Source organism: Paraburkholderia sp. GV068 (assembly GCF_003058125.1).
Taxonomy (GTDB): Bacteria; Pseudomonadota; Gammaproteobacteria; order Burkholderiales; family Burkholderiaceae; genus Paraburkholderia; species Paraburkholderia graminis.
Genome location: NZ_QBUB01000014.1, coordinates 21,004 through 38,897 on the forward strand (window position 1 = coordinate 21,004; position 17,894 = coordinate 38,897).

Annotated in this window: 11 protein-coding genes and 1 pseudogene; 8 read left to right on the top strand and 4 right to left on the bottom strand. The window is 56.4% G+C overall.

What is annotated here, in order from left to right; genetic code table 11:
* Positions 1–86: 86 nt before the first annotated feature.
* The 4 genes from C8K18_RS25135 (at position 87) to C8K18_RS33825 (ending at position 2,806) form a co-directional block, all read left to right on the top strand.
* On the top strand, positions 87–806 hold the full coding sequence (locus C8K18_RS25135) for an ABC transporter permease (protein ID WP_207909691.1): 720 nt from the start codon (positions 87–89) through the stop codon (positions 804–806).
* A complete protein-coding gene (locus C8K18_RS25140) occupies positions 806–1,543 on the top strand; it encodes an ABC transporter permease (protein WP_107709316.1) in 738 nt (245 codons plus the stop codon). The genes C8K18_RS25135 and C8K18_RS25140 overlap by 1 nt, the downstream gene beginning before the upstream one ends.
* 183 nt (positions 1,544–1,726) lie before the next feature.
* Positions 1,727–2,518, top strand: a complete 792-nt coding sequence (locus C8K18_RS25145; protein WP_107709313.1) for an ABC transporter ATP-binding protein — start codon at positions 1,727–1,729, stop codon at positions 2,516–2,518.
* A 216-nt stretch (positions 2,519–2,734) separates the two neighbouring features.
* Positions 2,735–2,806, top strand: coding sequence for a hypothetical protein (locus tag C8K18_RS33825; protein WP_107709369.1), 72 nt, complete (start codon positions 2,735–2,737; stop codon positions 2,804–2,806).
* A 55-nt stretch (positions 2,807–2,861) separates the two neighbouring features.
* Here C8K18_RS33825 and C8K18_RS25155 read toward each other — a convergent pair whose 3' ends face one another.
* The 4 genes and pseudogenes from C8K18_RS25155 to C8K18_RS25170 form a co-directional block, all read right to left on the bottom strand.
* Positions 2,862–4,121: a hypothetical protein gene (locus tag C8K18_RS25155; RefSeq protein WP_107709311.1), complete on the bottom strand. Its 1,260-nt coding sequence runs from the start codon at positions 4,119–4,121 to the stop codon at positions 2,862–2,864.
* 280 nt (positions 4,122–4,401) lie between these two features.
* Positions 4,402–6,234, bottom strand: a complete 1,833-nt coding sequence (locus C8K18_RS25160; protein ID WP_107709309.1) for a hypothetical protein — start codon at positions 6,232–6,234, stop codon at positions 4,402–4,404.
* 154 nt (positions 6,235–6,388) lie between these two features.
* Positions 6,389–7,450, bottom strand: coding sequence for an AbiJ-NTD4 domain-containing protein (locus C8K18_RS25165; protein ID WP_107709307.1), 1,062 nt, complete (start codon positions 7,448–7,450; stop codon positions 6,389–6,391).
* 173 nt (positions 7,451–7,623) lie between these two features.
* Positions 7,624–8,336, bottom strand: a pseudogene (locus tag C8K18_RS25170) (OB-fold nucleic acid binding domain-containing protein); the annotation flags it as partial.
* Positions 8,337–9,338: 1,002 nt separating this feature from the next.
* Here C8K18_RS25170 and avs1a point away from each other — a divergent pair.
* The 4 genes from avs1a to C8K18_RS25200 all read left to right on the top strand — a co-directional run bounded on the left by avs1a (position 9,339) and on the right by C8K18_RS25200 (position 17,840).
* A complete protein-coding gene (gene avs1a, locus C8K18_RS25185; protein ID WP_107709303.1) occupies positions 9,339–10,517 on the top strand; it encodes an AVAST type 1 anti-phage system MBL fold metallo-hydrolase Avs1a in 1,179 nt (392 codons plus the stop codon).
* Positions 10,510–16,341 (top strand): AVAST type 1 anti-phage system protease Avs1b, encoded by a 5,832-nt coding sequence (gene avs1b, locus C8K18_RS25190; protein ID WP_107709301.1) that lies wholly within the window; start codon positions 10,510–10,512, stop codon positions 16,339–16,341. Before avs1a ends, avs1b begins: the two co-directional genes overlap by 8 nt.
* Positions 16,342–16,367: 26 nt before the next feature.
* Positions 16,368–16,619 carry an AVAST type 1 anti-phage system protein Avs1c gene (gene avs1c / locus C8K18_RS25195; protein ID WP_207909690.1) on the top strand — a complete coding sequence of 84 codons (252 nt, stop codon included), beginning with the start codon at positions 16,368–16,370 and terminating at the stop codon, positions 16,617–16,619.
* A 345-nt stretch (positions 16,620–16,964) separates the two neighbouring features.
* Positions 16,965–17,840: a restriction endonuclease gene (locus C8K18_RS25200; RefSeq protein WP_258196162.1), complete on the top strand. Its 876-nt coding sequence runs from the start codon at positions 16,965–16,967 to the stop codon at positions 17,838–17,840.
* The last annotated feature ends 54 nt before the right edge of the window (positions 17,841–17,894 follow it).

Consider the following 17,894-nt stretch of genomic DNA (forward strand, 5'->3'; position numbering starts at 1 on the left):
CGGGGAGCCGCGTTAGCCGCTGACGTGCAGTAGAAGCAGCGTTGTGTTAGGCAAAGCGCAAATTGTGAGTTTGGAAGGAGGCACTCATGTCTGGAAGTGAATTTTTGGCTGTGATGGGATTTGGGCCAGACGGCTGGGGTGCGCTCATGCTCATAGCCGCTCTCATGAGCGTCGCCGTTGCAGTGAGCGGCTTCTTCATCGGGATGGTGTTCGGCTCAATCGTCTGTTGGGCCCGGCTGTCGAAGTCCGCGCTCGCGCGACTGCTGGCGGACGGATATGCCACCGTCCTGCGCGGCGTCCCCGACCTGCTGGTTATCTATCTGCTGTACTTCGGCGGAAGTTCACTGCTGAGCTACATCGGCTCCATGTTCGGTGCACAGGGGTTCATCTCGACTCCTGCGTTCGCGACCGGAGCGCTCGCCATCGGCGTTGTGTCAGGTGCGTACCAGTCGGAGGTGCTTCGTGGGGCGTTCCTCGCAATCCATACGGGACAGCTTGAGGCCGGTCGGGCGTACGGAATGAGCACGCCGCTGCTCCTACGTCGAATCATCGTCCCGCAGCTTGTCCGTTTCGCCATCCCGGGGATGGAAAACGTCTGGCAACTGGTCCTTAAGGAGTCCGCGCTCATTTCGGTAATCGGTCTGGTCGAGCTCATGCGGCAGTCGGCAATCGGCAGCGGTTCGACGCACCAGCCTTTCTACTTTTACGCGACGGCAGCGTTGCTGTATCTGGCCGTCTCGTCCGTGACGGGTTGGGGCTTCCGCCGTGTGGAAGCGCGTGCGTTCCGTGGAGTGAGGAAAGCGTGATGAACTTCCATTTCATGAGCGACACTTTTCTGAGCCTGCTCGCTGGCGTTCCAAAAACACTGCAGCTCGCGTCAATCTCCATCACTGCCGGCGCAGTCTTCGCGCTCATTCTCGCAAGCCTGCGACTGTACGGGCCATGGCCCGTTCGCACGCTGGTACGCGGATACGTCTTTGTTTTCCGCGGAACCCCGCTGCTGGTGCAAATCTTCCTCATCTACTACGGGTTGGGACAGATTTCCACAGTCAGGCACAGCTTCGCCTGGGTGTATCTCAGAGAACCGTTCTGGTGCGCAGTATTGGCGCTGTCGATGAACACAGCCGCTTATGGGGCCGAGATTATCCGGGGCGGCATTCTCTCGGTTCCGTACGGGCAGATTGAAGCCGCATGGGCCTGCGGGATGTCGGGGGCGAGAACCTTCCGGCGCATCATCTTTCCGCTTGCGCTGCGCCAGGTCCTACCCGCGTACAGCAACGAAATCATTCTCATCGTCAAGTCGACCTCGCTCGCGAGCATTATCACCTTGATGGAAGTGACGGGTATCGCCTACAAGGTGATTTCGCAGACCTATAACGCGGTGCCGGTATTCGTTTGTGCCGGCGCGATTTACCTGCTCATCAACTTTGCCATCACACGCGTGCTGCAATATTTCGAGAGGAGGCTCACGCCACATCTTCGCCCACGGCCCGTGCGGCGCGACGAAGAGAAAGGTTCTATCAAGAGGATGCCGACGGCGTGACCGTCCGGGGTCGAGTTTAACGGTAGTAATCCCACATAATTCGTATTGCTCCTTAGATTAGTGAATCAGATTCAACTGAAGTCGATAACTCTATCGGGATGCATTGAGTCGACATTTTCCATTCCCGGTTCTGGCGTGTGCGGCGTACCGGAGATTTATACGTATCGTCAAAGGAACAGCATCATGCTCGAACCGGTTAAGGCTGAGACCAGGAAGCTTGCCGTCCAGGATATGCACAAGCGCTTCGGCGATAACCAGGTACTCAAGGGCGTCTCGCTGACGGCGAACAAGGGTGACGTTATCAGCATCATCGGCGCAAGTGGTTCGGGCAAGAGCACCTTCCTGCGTTGTATCAACTTCTTGGAACGAGCCAACTCCGGAAAAGTCATCGTCGACGGCGAAGAGGTCAAGACGCGGCTGTGCAAGAGCGGACGTGTAGATGTCGTCGACCACAAGCAGTTGCAGCGGGTCCGCACCAAGCTCGCGATGGTGTTTCAGCACTTCAACCTCTGGGCACACATGAACGTGCTCGAGAACGTCATCGAGGCCCCCATCCATGTGCTCGGTATCCCCCGTCGCGAGGCAGAGGAGCGCGCGCGAGCGTATCTCGAGAAGGTTGGTTTGCCCTCTCGTATCGAGAAGCAATACCCGTCCCACCTTTCGGGCGGCCAGCAGCAGCGTGTGGCCATCGCCCGCGCTCTAGCAATGAACCCGGACGTCATGCTCTTCGACGAACCGACGTCTGCTCTTGACCCGGAACTGGTTGGCGAGGTATTGCGAGTCATGCAGAAGCTCGCTGAGGAAGGTCGCACGATGGTCGTCGTGACTCACGAAATGGGCTTCGCGCGAAACGTGTCGAACCACGTCATGTTTTTGCATCAGGGTCGCACTCAAGAAGAAGGCGCGCCGGACGAGGTCCTCACTGCTCCGCGCAGCGACCGGCTCAAGCAGTTCCTGTCTGGCAATCTGAAGTAATCCGGCCAGCGCAAGAGTGACCGCCGCGATGCCGGAGTTGCAGGCTGCGCGGACGCGTTCGACGCACTGCACGCTGCCAAAGGCTCATTCGGGAAGTTTTTTAGAGCGCGGCGGAATCGCGGAGGGTGGCTTACGCGGCCGGGCCGCCAAGTCGAGAAGGTTCTGGCCGAGCAGGAGCTGCGGGAGCCGCATCAGCGCTAGGACGAGTTTCTTGCGATGCTCGCGCACGAACTGCACAACCCGCTCACTCGGATTCGCGCCGGCGCCGAACTGCTGCACGAGTGTTAGTCCTCGAAAGGCGAGATACGCGCGCCAGCTTCCTTCCCGCCGGCGCGCAGCGCGCTTAAGTCGACTGAAGGGCGTTGATGATGCGCTTTCCGAGCCGCTGGGTATTTGCTTCGGTTCCGCTTTCATACGCCGTTGAGATGTCCAGTTTGTGAGCAAGTTGGCGAAGCACGGGCATCGCTGGTGACACAACCTGACCATCCCGCTCGAGCTGAATGACGCCGCTCGCCAAGCGTTTGATTACGTAGCCATCGTAAGTCTCTTCCTCATCTTCGCCACTAGACGACGTCGATTCCCAAGACACCTCGTCTGGGCTTCGCAAAAGCTGCTTGACCTGTTCGGCAGCTTCAAGGGTTCGGTCTCCCCAAGCTCGAGACAGAACATACGTGGTCTCGTCGAGGAAGAAAATCTCTTCGGGCCCAAAGAAATATCGAAGCTTCTTTCCAGGAAACAGTGATTGAAAAGTCGCCTCATTCGCGTGTCCGGGTGCCGAAAGAAAGAGGTCTCGCTTTCGCCATGCAATGGCGTCACGAATTTGGTCGGGCGAGCGGCCTTGCTTTATAGCCTCGCGTACAAGCGCAAGCATGAGGCGGCGTTTGGGTAAATTGGGGAAAAACGCGTCGCCGATAGTCAAATCGTATTTTGTAGTGTCCCGCGTCGAAGTCCGCACGCTGTCTTTCTCAATCGACTTCTCGCGTAGCGCGACCGTGTATTGAGCAGCTTGAGGGAGGGGAATAACCTGTTGGATGTCCAGTAACACGCGAGCGTCAATGGCGTGGGGTCGCATCTGGACGCAGCGGATGTCCATATTGCCTTGCTTGTTCAACCAGAGAACAGCTGTCGTCAGTTCGGAAGAGAAATTAGCGGACGCCAATACGATGCGCACCGTGTCAGTGAATACAATCGGACCTTCGTCTATGTCGAGGAACTCGCGAAGCGCTTGCTCAGGGTCTTCACTGGAACCGTTGTCGTTCAGGTACTTCCGATGGGCGTCGACCGCTTGCTCGAATCGCATCGTCGAAATCATCGCGGCATATCGCAGCGCTTGCAGGTCCATATGCGCGCCGTCATCGCGCTTCAATTCGACGACCACCAGGTTGGCGTGCTCGTCCAAGCACAGCAAGTCGATTCTACGATTCGCGCCGGTCCAGTCGCCGAACTCTTCCGCAATAACCTTTGTGCGGACGCCAGGAGTGATGGCTCCTATGTGTGCGCGCACTGCCTTCTGAATGTTGCCCCGTTCTTGCAAGCCGAGGCCTCCGAAGGTAGCGAGGGAGATAGGATGCAATCCATCGTTCGATATTTCAAACAACGCCATAGAAGGTCCTTTTGACAGATGAGATTACCCACAGCTTATCAAATGACCGACTGACCCGAGACGCGCTGATGAGTGAGCATTGGAGCGAGCAAGTCGGCGTCAAAGGAGGTCTAACGTTGTTTAGGTTATGGAGCCCACAGGCACCAAAGTGAGCCATGCGGGTCGGTCGCGTCGTTGTGTCTCAGGCCAACTTGACCGTCACCGCGTCATTGACGAGCGTGACCTGCAAACCACGATTTATCAGACCCGCTATGCAAATATGCAGCGGGCTCTTCGGTCACTACTTCAATTTATTTTTTCTCGCGTCCTGGCGCGAACGGCGATGTCCACCTGGCGCCTGGTCCATGTCGGCAGAACGGCGTCGGTTAAGCTTTGACAGCTTTTTTCGAGTTGCGCTGCTGCCTGTGGGTTGTGTCGGAACAGATTTTGGAATCAATATATCCGACCAAACGATTGTTTGGAGCGATTCGTGCAGGTTCGCCTCATACTGTCTTAACGCTTCGATGCCTGGGAACTCCTCAACGGCTATCGAAATAAGACGCCGTGCTGAGCTTTCGTCCCCAATACACCGGTACATCTCAGCATTGGTCAACAATCCTGCCGCGCCGAGAATAGAGCCGACATTAAGTTGGCTCCTGTTGTAGCGCTTTCGCATGTACGACTCAAGCAGCGCTGTACAGTTCTCAGCCGACCAAGGAGGCATACGACCTTCGAAGACATACAAGAAGAAAGCTTCAGCGCATTCAGCCTCGAGTTCCTTGATATATTTTTCTTGCCGTTCAAACGCACGCTGCCGGTCCGCCCTCCCCAGATAGTGCAAAAACCAACAGTACAACGCGACCAACGGGCGTCGCTGCTCCGGTTTCGCAATTGATGGCAAGAGCGTTTCGATTTTTGCGCTCACGCCACGGAGGTCACTGACTTGCCGGTCTGAGTTCATCAACGTCTGCTCGACTTGCTGGAGAAATCCGTTCAAATACATATAGGCGGATTGGGTCGAATAGTGCTCAGCGATATGCAGCCACATGCTCGGGTCTAGTGGCGCCTGCAGCAGGTTGGGAAAGTCGTCCGCATATGCGAAGGTTTCGCGCTCCATCGTCGGCGCGCGACGGACAAACTCGAGAATGACCGTTCGGGCAACACGCGCGATACCTTCAAACGACAGGTACGGCACTCCCTCGATTGGCATCAAATCCGTGAGCGCTATCGGTGACGACAACAGTCGCGGTATCGCCTTCAACGTGTGAACGTATCCCGAACGCACCTGGTAAGCGTTCTTCAACGCCACACTTAGGTCGCTTTTTCCCGAAGGACCCACTCGACCCACCGCATCAGTTCGGAAAAATTCCGGCCCGATGTGAGCTAGAGAGAATTCCCGAAACCTCCGGCTGAGCGCTATGTGCTCCGTACCAAGAATCGCATCGCGCACGGCCGTTGCGATTTCGGCTGGAGCATTACTAAGAGCGGCGTCAACTGGCTTGCGCTTCCTTTGGTCGTAGTCGTCCCAGACGGGCTTGAAACCATCGAATTCCTGAGCAAGCGACTCAATCGCCGCTACAAATAGCGAGTAGGCAAGGTCCAAGTCATCCGCAAGACGATACATCGCCGTTACGTAGCGTCGAATCGCTCGCATTGCACCGGAAAACGATTTGCGCTCTAGCTTGAGTAGGTCTGTAAAGAACGAAGACAAGCGCTCGCCAACTTGAGGGGCGTATGGCAACGACATATCAAAGACATTCGAGACAAACTGTTTGGGAAGTCGCGAAATACCCAAGGGAGGACGTTGCGCAGTGAGCAATCGCATTGCTAAATCGTGGTCGGGGGTGAGCACCCTCTCCAAATAAAACGAGGACACGGCAGCAAAGTCATTTATGAACGCATCTGGGCCGACCGAAAGAATCGTTCCGGCCGCCAGAATGTTGGGTTGACGCTCCACGACCTCACAAACAAGCGTCTCAATGTCGCCCCAGCGCGCAGCAGGAGAAAGCGTACCAACCTGAGTCGTGACACAATCAACATGCATCAGGCGGAGGTTCGAATACAGCACTCCTCGATGAATCGTATTGTAAGTGTCGTCAGTATCAAAGAACTTGCCGGTGCTGATTTGGAGCATTGCTATTTTGCCGTCGTCTGGTTTTTAGATGGGCACGAAGAGCATCCGCGCCAAAGAACTTGCCTGTTTGCACTTCTGGCCACGTATTTGGACTTTAACCTCTGCTTGGACGCGGAAGGTCAACTCCCACACCAGTGGCATTCCGGCCTCATCGTCACTGCATGCGGCGTATCAATGTGCGCACCCACGACATAGCTGTTTCAATCGCCCAGTCAGTCTGAACTGAGCTCAATGTGGGCATCGGTTCCAAACCGGGGCCATGGCCGACTGTGTTGCGAACCTTGCGGAAGTAATCGCGAAGCATCTCGCCTTCCCAGACAGCGAGAAAGGTTCCGTTGTCCTTGCTCACGAGATTGTCGATGTACTGGCTAGCCCCGTTCTCTTTGCCACGCGTCCAGCCCTTCGTGTCGGACACAATCTTTATGGCACTTTCAAGTGCCTTCCCGGCAAATAAGGCAGGGTCTTTATCGTTGGAGTCGCGCCGGTCCAACGCCTCCGCCATATCAATACTGACGTTCGTCCACATCGGAGAGGCGACGAGACGCCAGAAGGGAGATGCAATCTCGCGCTCAATGACCTCATCAGTTGCGACCTGAATGAATCCGTTGTGAAATGTCAAAGGAGCGCCAGCCCTACGAAACCGCTCGTTAAGCTCGTCAACCTGGCGCTGAAAGGTTTGATTCATATAGGCGTACCGCGCGCGGACGCCATCTTCAGGGTCTCCCGGAATGCGAAGCCCGGGTCTACCGGCCGGGCGAAGCTTCGCCTCGAACAGTTCACGAGGCAAGTTCTCATTTGCCTTGGCAACCTCTTCATGGCGCAGACGCATGACCAACTCAATGAGACTAAGACGCTCTTTGATGTAGGCATCGAAATTCGAGATGCCGACCGAAGGCATGGCATTCACGAATTGTTCGCAAATGTAGTCGTAAGTCCAGTTGCCTGACTGATGCCAGTCTTGACCCGTTGGCCCCTTTCTAACGAACGAATAGTACAGTGGAGAAAGCTCGTTGACGCCAAACTCCCGGGCGAGCCGGTTGTGAACGTCCTTCCACTTAGCTTCAGTCGCCTCCACCTTCTTGCCGGCACTGTCAAAGACCGGATACATCTCCTTCGCAAGGCCAACGGTCTGGTTGAGCAGTCTCCGTTCTGCTTCGGTGTATTGAGACCAGACCGGGTATTTCAGGTATCGATAAGCGAATATGTCTGTCAGCATGGCAGCGAGTTACGCTCCTGTTCGTAGCGGTGCGCGGGGGCCGGCGTTAACTTTTTCATTGCTACACAGATGTTAATCTAAGCAGAGACCAATCACTTCGCCGGCGGACGCCTCATGAATGGAGGGAAGCGGTGTTCCTGTCATTTCATCCTGTCGGCAAGTCCAGTAGCTGCTCAACAGAAATTTCGGCTGACGGCTGTTAGCCCGCCGAGCAATGCGACATATTGACAAGTCGTTGCGCAACCAGATGGCGGACTTCGCCCTCGCATTGCCACGTACCGTACACCGCAAGCAGTGATGTCCCCAGCGTTTCCTGTCGGAATCGTTCCTGGATTGACGGCCAGATGATGACGTTCACGTTGCCCGTCTCGTCCTCGATGGTCACGAACATCACGCCTTTTGCGGTCCCGGGGCGCTGACGTACCGTGACCAGCCCGTATCCACGCACCAGCCATCCGTTGCGATAGGTCATCAGTGTCGCCGCAGGCATAACCCGTTGTTCAAGCAGCGCCGGCCGCAGCAGCGACAGCGGATGCCGACCGAGCGTGAGACTCATCGAGTTGTAGTCCGCGACGATGCCTTCGCCCTCCGACGGCGCGCCGAGCACCGGTGTCTCATCATCCCCGCGCGCATTGGCGAGGATGTCGCGGTCGAGCACTGCGGCGACTAATGCCCAGAGCGCTTCGCGCTGGTTGCCGGCGAGCGACGGCAGCGAGTTCGCCGCAGCCAAAACCTGAAGGTCCTTCCGGTCGAGCTGCGCACGTTTGGCAAGGTCACTAACGCTGGCGAACTGCCGCACGGCTCTCGCCGCTTCGATGCGCTCCGCTGCGCCGTCTTTCATGCCCTTCAGCAGCGACAGGCAAAGGCGTACGGCTGGTCTCGATGCCGATTCGTGACGCTCGAGGACCGAAACTCAGTTGCTGAGAAGCGCTGAAGCAGGTCGCTCGAATGGTCGAACCACCGGTGCGACTTCGCGACCTCCAGAATCAGTGGGTCGACGCCGAGCGCCTTTCCGCTTTCGCGCAGCGCGCCCCGCGGCCGGTACGTCGACACGGCCGCCGCGATAGCCGCACGGTCACCCCCATACGCTGGGTGGATTGACTCGACGTGTTCGGGCAAGGCAGCCATTGGCGACTAATACTGTATGGATGTACAGTATCGTATATCAAAAATCTGCTTTGTGAAGTGCCCCTTTTTGGTCGCGACGGGAGACGATGATGGACATGCCTGTGCGTAAGCACCCGATGCCGGAGATAGCGGCGTTCGTGGCCGAATTGCGTCACGCGTTCGGGGATGCGACCATTAACGAGGCGGTCGCGCGCGGCAGAGCGGGCGAGCCAACGTTTTTCGCAAGCGAGAACGGCCGCACGGTGGGCATGAAGACACCCGCCGCCGCAAACAGCTGGCGAGTCGACGGCAGCGTGCGGGACCGGCACTTCTGCCGCGGATGTGACGGGTCTTGCATCGGGACCGAGATACGATGCAGTCAACGGAGATGACGCATATGCTATACGGCTCAAATCTGGGTGGATTGTCGAGTGTAGCTAGAGCCGAACGCTGAACTCTTGAGATGCACCTATTGAGATTTTATTGAGCAATGCATCTCGATAATTTGCATTTTCTCTACTACGATAGCCTCGTTCGAACAGCAAAACGGCCACCTCGATGAGTTGGCCGTTTTGCTTTTATCGAATTGACAATCGTCGTCCCGTCGTGTGAAGTCTCACCGCGTATGGAATGAGTGCATTGCAAGCCAAAGCAAGTAGATAATGCTGACGGCCTAGTCCGGTTGCGGCAATGGCGATAAACCTTGGGAGTGAGCACAGCTGGGTATGCACACTCGGATAAGTACACTTGACGTGAAAGCGACACCTGTTCGCCCACTAACATGTTTGGACTGAAGATGTACCCCGCCAAGAACGGCGACGCCTTTCTTGTTGACGCCGGGGGGACGTACCTCCTCATTGATGCCGGCTTCGCGACCACCTACCAAGACTTCATTGCGCCAGACTTGGCGCAGCTTGCGCAAAAGGGAGCTCGACTCGACCTGGTTGTCTGCACGCATATCGACGCTGACCACATCGGCGGCCTTCTCGAGTTCTTCTCCCAAAACGGCACTCCTGCCAAACGAGGCATTGAGGTGGACGCAGTCTGGCACAATAGCCTACGGTCGTTGCCTGCTCCGACCGCAAGGCCCGACAGCATCTATGACGGCGTCGTCCTCGAAGCGATTCGGCGGCGTGGATTTCCGAGACCTCCGACATCTTCGCCGAATCCCATAAGTGCTCGACAAGGAAGTTCGCTTGCGAAGCTCCTTCGACAGCACAGCTATGCCTGGAACTCGGGGAACGGCTCGAAGTGCATCAGTGAGGGGTGCATGCATACTCTGGCGGGTGATGTGAGCCTCCACGTCATTGGGCCTACGACAGCCCGTCTCGAGGACCTGCGAAACTTGTGGCTGAGTGAGGTCAAAAAACTTGGCTACAAGGGTTCATCTCAGCCCAGCGACCTCATCGACGACGCATATGAGATGTGGTGCGCCAGCATGCCAGACCGTTCCAACCCTCAGGCCACACCCATAGCAGCCAGCGGAAATCTTCGTCTCGCAGAAGTCTATACGCCCGACACCTCCATCCCGAACGGCAGTTCCATCACGTTCATCGTCTCTGCGGGAAACAAGCGAGTTCTCTTCCTCGGAGATGCTTGGGCTGAAGATGTCGTAGCGAAGCTGCGGTCATTTCACGCGCCAACTACGCCTCTTATCTTTGATGCTATCAAGGTTTCGCATCACGGGAGCCTCCACAACACGAGCGTAGACCTGCTCTCGGTTGCAGACTCGCCCTGCTTTCTCATCTCATCCGACGGAACTCGCCATGGCCATCCGGACTTTGAGGTGCTAGCCGAAATCGTGGATAGACCGGCTCCATTCACAAGACACCTGTTTTTTAACTACGAGACCGCTGCGACAAAGCAGCTTGAGTTACATACATCGAGGTCCGGCACTGCCTTCAGTGTCCATGTGGCTAAGAACGACTGGATTCAACTGGGGGAGGTCAACAATGACTGAAGACGAAATCAAGCAGGCCACGTGCCTAGTCACGGGCAAGAACGAATCCGGAACCGGGTGGCTTATCAAGGCGGACCTCGTCCTCACGGCGTATCACTGCGTCGAAACCGCAATACGTGATGGCGCACCGGTGACTGTTCGGTTTGGAATTGGGTCGTCCGCTACTGAACTCACGGTGGCTGTGGGCCAACACGACGAAGACCTCGATATTTGCCTGCTGCATTTGTCTACGCCGCTCAGCGTCGAGCCCATACCCATTAATGTTGATGGCCTGCGTCCTGGCGAAAAGTGGTTCGCATTCGGCTACCCGGCAGCAAAACTACTGCTGGGCCATGTCGTCAGGGGAGAGATACAACAAGTGCTGCCCGAGCGGGTACATGGCGTCGACCTGGACCTGTCGATAGAGCCAGGAACGCACCTATCGGATTACCACGGGTTCTCCGGCGCCCCATTCATGGTCGGCGCCGCCTGCAAAGGATTGCTGCGACTCAACGTAGACAGTGCCATCGGGGGCCTAAGCTTTTCCATTCTAAAGCCCTTCTTGCGAGCAAATGGCCTGCTGCCTGATGAGCCAACTGACAACGACGACCCTGTATCAATCGGAACGCGGCCGGCCTTTAACACACTTTTCGAATCCGCCATTTCCACCAAGCGCGGTGGCTACGTCTTTATCGAGGGCTCGCACGGTGTCGGTAAGTCTACGTATTGCCAACAATTCAACCCGGAGTTACCAGAGCTGGATAAGCTCGGTGTTTACCAATTTACTGAGCGCGTCCGTGGCTCAACGCCGGCGCACCAAGCCCAACCAGAGGTTTTCTTCGACTGGGCAAATTCTCTACTTTCTGAAAGGGCCACGGGCAAGCCAGCCAGGCTTATGGAACTGTCGTACAGCCAGCTCATTCAGAGTACCAATGAGGTACTTCAGTCTTTGGCGAACCGTTGTGCGAAGGTGGGGAAAGTGGGCGTGCTCTTCATCGATGGCATCAATGAGGCTGCCGCTGCAGGCGAAGAAACGCTAAAGCGATTTATTAATCTGCTACCACAAGAGGTGCCTGAAGGCTTGGTGGTCGCTATCACTGGCGTCGGACTAGATTCAATTGCCAGCAGCCTTGGAACACTCCTTCAGAGTGCGGAGCGCTTGACCCTGCCCACCCTCGACCGCGACATCCAATACGGCGTATGCCTAGGATTTCTTGACAAGGAAAAATCCACCACTGAAATCGTTGGCACTCTTTGCGACAGGGCGATGGGACACCCGCTATACCTTCGGTACTTAGCCGACCTGGTGAACAGCGGGGCCACTCAGGGTGACATTGCTGAACTGCCAGTTTTCAGCGGCTCCATTCAAGATTACTATGAGACTATCTGGGCGAAATTGGTGCAAAACGCCGATGTCGTCAACTTGCTTGGAATCCTTGCTCGCCTACGTTGGGGTATCCCGACCAGCAACCTGACAAGCATGTTGACCGCTGCCGAATCGGGTGCCCTCCCGTCCACACTCCTCCGTGTTCGACATTTGCTCGCCAACCCCGAGAACACTGAGATTTACCACCCCTCATTCTCAGAATTTGTCGTTCACAAGACAGCATCTATCGACGAATGGGTGCACGAGCGTCTTGCAGGCTTTTGCAGTTCGAGAGGAAGCGGCGACTATGGAATTCTTAACAAGCTTTACCACGGGCTGAGAGGCGGGCCAGAATCCCTGCTGCTGGCCATTCCCAACTGTCAGCAGGCGTGGGTTGACGACTCCGTGTTACTTGGCGCGGAACCAGACGTCTTGCTCGCGGACATTGATGAGGCTCTCAGTGCCGCTACCAGTGTCGGGAGTGCAATCGACATCATTCGGCTGCTGCTACTTTCCCAGCGCCTTACCTTTCGGTACAACACACTCTTTGTGCAGTCGGCCGAACTCGTCGCGTTGGCGCTCATCTCAATAGGAAAAACTGACGACGCGCTTAGGCATGTCGTTCGCAACGGCCGCCTTGTTGTCTCGGCAGATGAAGCCTTCGCAGTAGCAAACGCTTTAACCCAGAAAGGAAGCTCCGAACAAGCCTTAGAAGTCTTGGAGCTTGTTCAGCGCGAGATAAATAAAGTGTTTGAAAAAATGGGTTCCGAGAACGGTGTCGGTGCCCAAGAATTCCTCAGTGCGGTGAATCATCGACTGCATGCTTTTTCACTCGCACACGCCGCTGGCGACGCCCCATCATTCACGAGATTCCTTCGTGCCATTACTGAAGGCTTTTTGTTTCGCCCCAATGGAAACTTCTCGCGAGAGGAAGGGAGCGAAATACTTAGGCAGCTAACCGGCGAGATAACAGGGGCTCAGCTTTGCTTGCAGGGCGGGTATCGACCTTTCTTAAGCCTAGGCGTCCCTGTCGACGTTGATTTGCGTCATCAACTGCTCCTTTTTCTGCAGTCGCTGGCCCATGCCGAAATGTACTCAGAGCATTATGGAATAGTGCTTGAGCGCGAGATGGTCGACCTCTTGCTCGCCGACATCGAAAGAGCGATTGACGCGCCTCTACTCTCTGAAGACCGACGATTCGTTTTTATAGATGCTTTGATTGAGGCTGGAGCCCGCCCCGGTATCGTCGAGACATACTCCGTGGGCGTAGATATGGGCGACGGAGCGCTGCCCTTCTATGAGAAGAATCGAGCAGAGCCCGACGAAGCCATCTTCGAGAGTGCAATGCTACGCCTCCGCGCTTCCTCGTTCCGTCAGGACGGATATGCCACGCCTTCGGTGCATATGCCGACCAAGAATGACTGGGAGAAGGCTCTCGAGGCCATCGCACGAGCAGTTGCATGGTGTGACGGCAAGGGCCGGAGGGCCATGGCGATAAAAGACCAATCCGGGCTAGATGCCGTATGGTCGTTTCTAGCCGATGCCCTTCTTCCTTGCTTTGCGTTCAACCTTGAATCCCGTATTCACTGGGAGTCAAGCTACTTCATTCCCGAGACCGTGGTTCCGCAACTGTACCGGCGCGTTGCAAAGCTGGTGCTTGATTGTTTTCCGACGAGAGCCGCGGTCTTGCTCGACGCAATTGGGGGCAGTTTCGAAGTACAGCTTGGCATCTACAACGAAGGGTTCCGGCAGGGGCTCCACGAGGTGCTGCGCCTCTTCATCGAGCGCCGTCCCGAAGGGGTAGTCGCGGACAAGGTCTTCTCGCTCGCCTTGCGCTACAGGGATTACGTCTCAGCGAACGTTGAGAATAGGTTCGAACTGGTGCCAGAGCTTCTGCAAATTGTCCCGCTGTTCGCCATGTTGGACGCCCACGAGGAGGCTCTCCGAACCTATAAGTCGATGTTGTCGTTCTCGATGGGGCCGAGCTGGTACAAGGAAGACCAGTTATCCATGATGACCAGCACCTTGGAGGCGCTACCGGCTACGACGCCCGTTGATGCTTCGTCGCTAGCCCAAATCGCTGGCCTCTTGGAGAGAGCGACGGGTGAGATGACATTTCAAAGATTTATTCGCGCCGACAAGGGAAATTTCATCGGCCAGCTCTGCCATAGGTCGTTTTTCTTGGATGCAGTCCGATACTTCCAACATCAGACCTGTGGCACTCTCAGCGAGTTGTTCGCACAAGCAACGAGTGGCAACCTCGACCGCGTCTCAACCTTTGTTGGTATGCGGTTTCCAGGAGCAGCGTTGGAGGAGCAGGCTGCCCTGCTTCCGCTGTTGCGCCACAGTCGTGAACAGGCGAGCTGGCAGCTACGTTGGGCACTCCTCGAGGTGTATCAACATGGCGACGAACGGCACCTGACCGACTGGGGGCAAGAGTACGCTGCCATCATCTCGCAACTGGTTGATTGTCCTGACGACTTGGAGCGAGCAATGGACCGGGTCCGCTCGATTGCAAATTCGTTGAATAATGAGCGCGCATGGCTGCTATTGAGGAGTTTCGTTCTAAGTCTCCCGTCCAACCTTCAGCCGGACTTTGTGCGTCTCCGGGATGAAGTGATGTCTAACCTGGACGCAAGCCAGATTGAACGGCTGACATCGAGTTTCGGTCTTAGCTATGAGCAAGATGAAGCGTATAAGACACCGACGCCTGAATCTGACACCAATGCGCCGACCGATGACGTGGCCGAAGCGGATGCCGAGGATGACCGCTTTTTCATGCCTGGTACCTTTGGAAAACGTTCGACAGTAAGAGACGCCCGTGCTCAAATTGATAGCGCACGTGCACTGCTAAACCGACGCAACTTCTCGGCGGCGACGCAAGAGTGCATACGGGCACTACAAACGTTGCAGGCAGGAGGATGGTCGGTCTGGTCGAATAACCATTCCGGCAGCGACGCCGACCGGCTCATCGACGCTCAAGTCCAGAACGCAGATGAGCTCGCCAGACTGTATGGCCCCTTGGCTCTCGAAGAGCGCCATACGCAACGGTGGGCGGTTTCATCCCACCTCATATCGCTGGTCGGAAAAAAGATTGACGCAGCCCAGCAGACGGCACTCTTGGCGGTGGCCGTTGACCATGTCAGGCAAATCGTGGGTGACGCCTCCCCGGCGCCGTTCGCATACATCGGTAGCTCTGCGGCGGGCGGCGCATCTGAGGCACTCCTCGAACTCTTGCTTTGGACTTTAGACCATCCGGCTTGGGAACGGCGTGATAGCGGCGCGGCGATGGTGCTGTGGGTTGCCCGTACCGACGGAGACTGGCTCTCAAAACTTGCCGGACTTGCTGTCTCGATGGACAGGCGAAATAGGGCAGATATTGCCTCTGCTACCTTGGACATCCTCTCCCGTGAAGACCCGGCGGGGTTGTGGCTGCGCATCGAGCCCTACATCGAGCTTGCACATGTTATCGAGGAGTGTCGGCATGTTAGCCGGTTCACAACGTTCATGCGAATCGTTGAACGCGCGAGCAAACGTGGTGTCAATTCGGCCGTGACGGCTTTTAGGACGCTGCAAGAGCGATTCCCCGAGGACTGCCCCGTCTCCACTCCTGCCCCCGACAAGAGACCGCCTAATTTTGTCCCGCTGACGCTGCACAAGCTCTGGCGCGACTTGTCCCAGCTCGGTCTTTTTACCGAAGGCACCCTACGAACTTTCGCAGCTCAGATGGTTGATTCATGTCAGCCGTTGACGGTCGAATTGGCCTTTGAGTTGGAGTCGCTCGTCGCGAAGGGTGGGCGAGAAGACTCGAGTCTTCCAACCGGCCGTTGGGCTTCAATCGTTCGCTATGCGCTGAATACCGCACTCTTTCAGCCCATGCCCGCCAGCAAGCTCGGAAATGCTGAGGTCGTTCTCAGAGTTTATAACCCAGAAACGCTTCGGGAGCCCGAGAACGGACGAGACCTGCTGGCAGGCCTCGTCGCGTGCGTGGAAAGCGGCAGCGAACGAAATTACGTGCCATCGCATGGGAACTTGGTCTTCCTCGATTTTCAATGCCTCATGGAGATTGAGCACCGTACCACTGACGTAGAGCTTACATCGCATCTTGTGCCTCCCGGCCAGTCCCAGCCAGCACCGCCTACGCCGCCTAGCTTCAAGGCAACGGAGCTGCCACGGCCCGGCCCCGATGAGCCCATCGCTATTTGTGGCAGAGCCTTGCCGACCATTGCGTACTTCGGTTCCGTTAGTCCAGCCATTCCAACACCTCGATTTCTGCAGCTTGTTCGCGCTCAGGCGTCGAAAACCGTCCGATATCATTGGAGAGATGGAGGTACCGTGACGAGCCTAGCGTCAAGTCGTCGACATGAGAACACGCTACTTGCGATTGAGCGGGATGCACTTGCATTGCCTGAAGGCTGGCAAATGCGGTGGATTCTACGAGTCAATGGTAAAGTCCGAGCAGTCCTTCACAAACTATAGAGAGTAGTGACAGTATGTATACGCCAATGCAAACGCCCTCTACTAGAGCCGAGTTTGAAGAGCGGATGAACTATGCGCGGGAACAGGTGATAAACGGGAAAATGCATTTCGCTAAGGGACTCCGAGGCCCCGATAGTTTGCTCAGTGTGCGCTACCTTCCAAATGGTCGAATCGACCTTCTCAGTATCGACGAGCTGGCGCGCTTGACCGCAAACCAAACCTATCAGATGCGCAACATGGACTTTGGCGGTTCATTCTTGGATGACAAGGGACGGTAATCTCATCAGCCGTCGTTCAACCTCGCTGTATAGCTGGTTCCAAACGGTCCTGCGCCCTGGTTGCGGCTTAGCAGCTCTATATCAGGGCTTCGGACAGCAGTACCATCCATTGGTCAGGAAGCGAAATCCAACCACCAGCAAATAGCGCGTCGACGTGTGTGCAAGCAGTAGTCCATTGAACACGTCTACGCGTAGACAACTACACAAATTTGGCCCTGTCGCCGGCACAGGCGGATACACCGTGATGCCCGGCTCGCGTTCGGGCATACTTTCTTCCATTGCCACGATTGGACTCGCGAAGAACGGCGGCATGAATACCGAACGCGCAGGGACCATATGCAACGTATGAAGACGCCGAATATCCGAACCTTCGACATGAAACTCGTCGATGACCTGTTCGAAATGAATGGCGGGTATGTGCTCAATTTCTCCGACCGAACCATGGGCATCTTCTTTCTGGAAGAGCTCAACGTCGACATTGACGCCCCCGTCTACCATGAGAACGGCACATCCAAAGCAAAGCGGCTCCGGTGCTTTCTGAACAAAGTCGACTTGGCAACGGCCATTACAACGCTCAAGGCGCTGTGGAAATATCGCGAAGCCGTTCGGCAATCGGAGGGCCGGGATGAGTGGGTCACCAACGCGGAAGGACAGTTCCTCTCCCTGATTAACCGTCTCGAGGGTAAGCCCGAGGGCACCGCTAGTTCGAATCCGCCGCCCAAGCCGGCGCTCGATACTCGCCGGATTCTGGCGCTCAAGACCAAGCTTATCGAGCTGTCGTCATTACCTCCGCATCCTCGCGGTTACGCGTTTGAAACATGGCTCAAGGAGGCGTTCGACTGCTTCGGTCTCGAAGCGAGGGAGCCGTTTCGCCATCGCGGCGAGCAGATAGACGGCAGCTTCGTCCTGCAAGGCGAAACCTATCTCGTCGAGGCGAAGTGGCAGTCCGCCCAGACTCCCGCGGCTGATTTGCACGCTTTTCACGGGAAGCTGGAGCAGAAAGCCGCATGGGCACGCGGTCTGTTCGTAAGCAACAGCGGCTTCACCCCGGACGGGTTGGTAGCCTTCGGTCGTGCAAAGCGCGTTATCTGTATGGACGGACTCGACCTGTTTGACGCCCTCGACCGGCAGATTCCCTTGAACCATGTTCTCGAACGGAAGGTTCGACGTGCCGCAGAATCGGGGCTCCCTTTCGAACGCGTGCGCGACCTCTTTGCCTGACCGCAACCAGATTCGAACGGCGCGCCAGCTGCGCGTTGGCGAGCGCCTAATACT

Excerpts from the sequence above, each read along its gene's own strand:
- C8K18_RS25160 (WP_107709309.1), bottom strand. The coding sequence starts at position 6,234 with ATGCTCCAAATCAGCACCGGCAAGTTCTTTGATACTGACGACACTTAC.
- avs1c (WP_207909690.1), top strand. The coding sequence starts at position 16,368 with ATGCAAACGCCCTCTACTAGAGCCGAGTTTGAAGAGCGGATGAACTAT.
- C8K18_RS25200 (WP_258196162.1), top strand. The coding sequence starts at position 16,965 with ATGAAGACGCCGAATATCCGAACCTTCGACATGAAACTCGTCGATGAC.
- C8K18_RS25135 (WP_207909691.1), top strand. The coding sequence starts at position 87 with ATGTCTGGAAGTGAATTTTTGGCTGTGATGGGATTTGGGCCAGACGGC.
- C8K18_RS25145 (WP_107709313.1), top strand. The coding sequence starts at position 1,727 with ATGCTCGAACCGGTTAAGGCTGAGACCAGGAAGCTTGCCGTCCAGGAT.
- avs1b (WP_107709301.1), top strand. The coding sequence starts at position 10,510 with ATGACTGAAGACGAAATCAAGCAGGCCACGTGCCTAGTCACGGGCAAG.
- C8K18_RS25165 (WP_107709307.1), bottom strand. The coding sequence starts at position 7,450 with ATGCTGACAGACATATTCGCTTATCGATACCTGAAATACCCGGTCTGG.
- C8K18_RS25155 (WP_107709311.1), bottom strand. The coding sequence starts at position 4,121 with ATGGCGTTGTTTGAAATATCGAACGATGGATTGCATCCTATCTCCCTC.
- C8K18_RS25140 (WP_107709316.1), top strand. The coding sequence starts at position 806 with ATGAACTTCCATTTCATGAGCGACACTTTTCTGAGCCTGCTCGCTGGC.
- avs1a (WP_107709303.1), top strand. The coding sequence starts at position 9,339 with ATGTTTGGACTGAAGATGTACCCCGCCAAGAACGGCGACGCCTTTCTT.